We start from the raw sequence: 281 nt of genomic DNA, 5'->3' as shown, positions 1-281 counted from the left end.
GTTGCAGGCCCGTGCCGGGCGGGCGACAAGCGTTACCGACATGGCCGGCCATGCCGGGCTGGAGGAGCGAACCTTTCTGCGCCGCTTCAAGGTGGCGACCGGCATGAAGCCCATCGAATATGTCCAGCACCTGCGGGTCGGCAAGGCGCGTGAATTGCTGGAATTCACCCGCCGTTCGGTCGATCAGATCGCTTGGTCGGTGGGTTATGAGGACGCTGCCGCCTTTCGCCGGGTGTTTCACCGCATTCTCGGCCTCTCACCGGGAGAGTATAGAAGCCGCT

The 281-nt window shown here is 63.7% G+C and carries 1 protein-coding gene; it reads left to right on the top strand.

Annotation, left to right across the window (positions count from 1 at the left end; all coding sequences use genetic code 11):
- Positions 1–281 (top strand): helix-turn-helix domain-containing protein (locus EN804_RS36745; protein ID WP_135922453.1); only part of this gene is annotated, 281 nt, incomplete at both ends.

Source organism: Mesorhizobium sp. M8A.F.Ca.ET.161.01.1.1 (genome assembly GCF_004792105.1).
Taxonomy (GTDB): Bacteria; Pseudomonadota; Alphaproteobacteria; order Rhizobiales; family Rhizobiaceae; genus Mesorhizobium.
The sequence above is the reverse complement of the archived record's forward strand: the minus strand, read 5'-3'. Positions and strand labels throughout refer to the sequence as shown.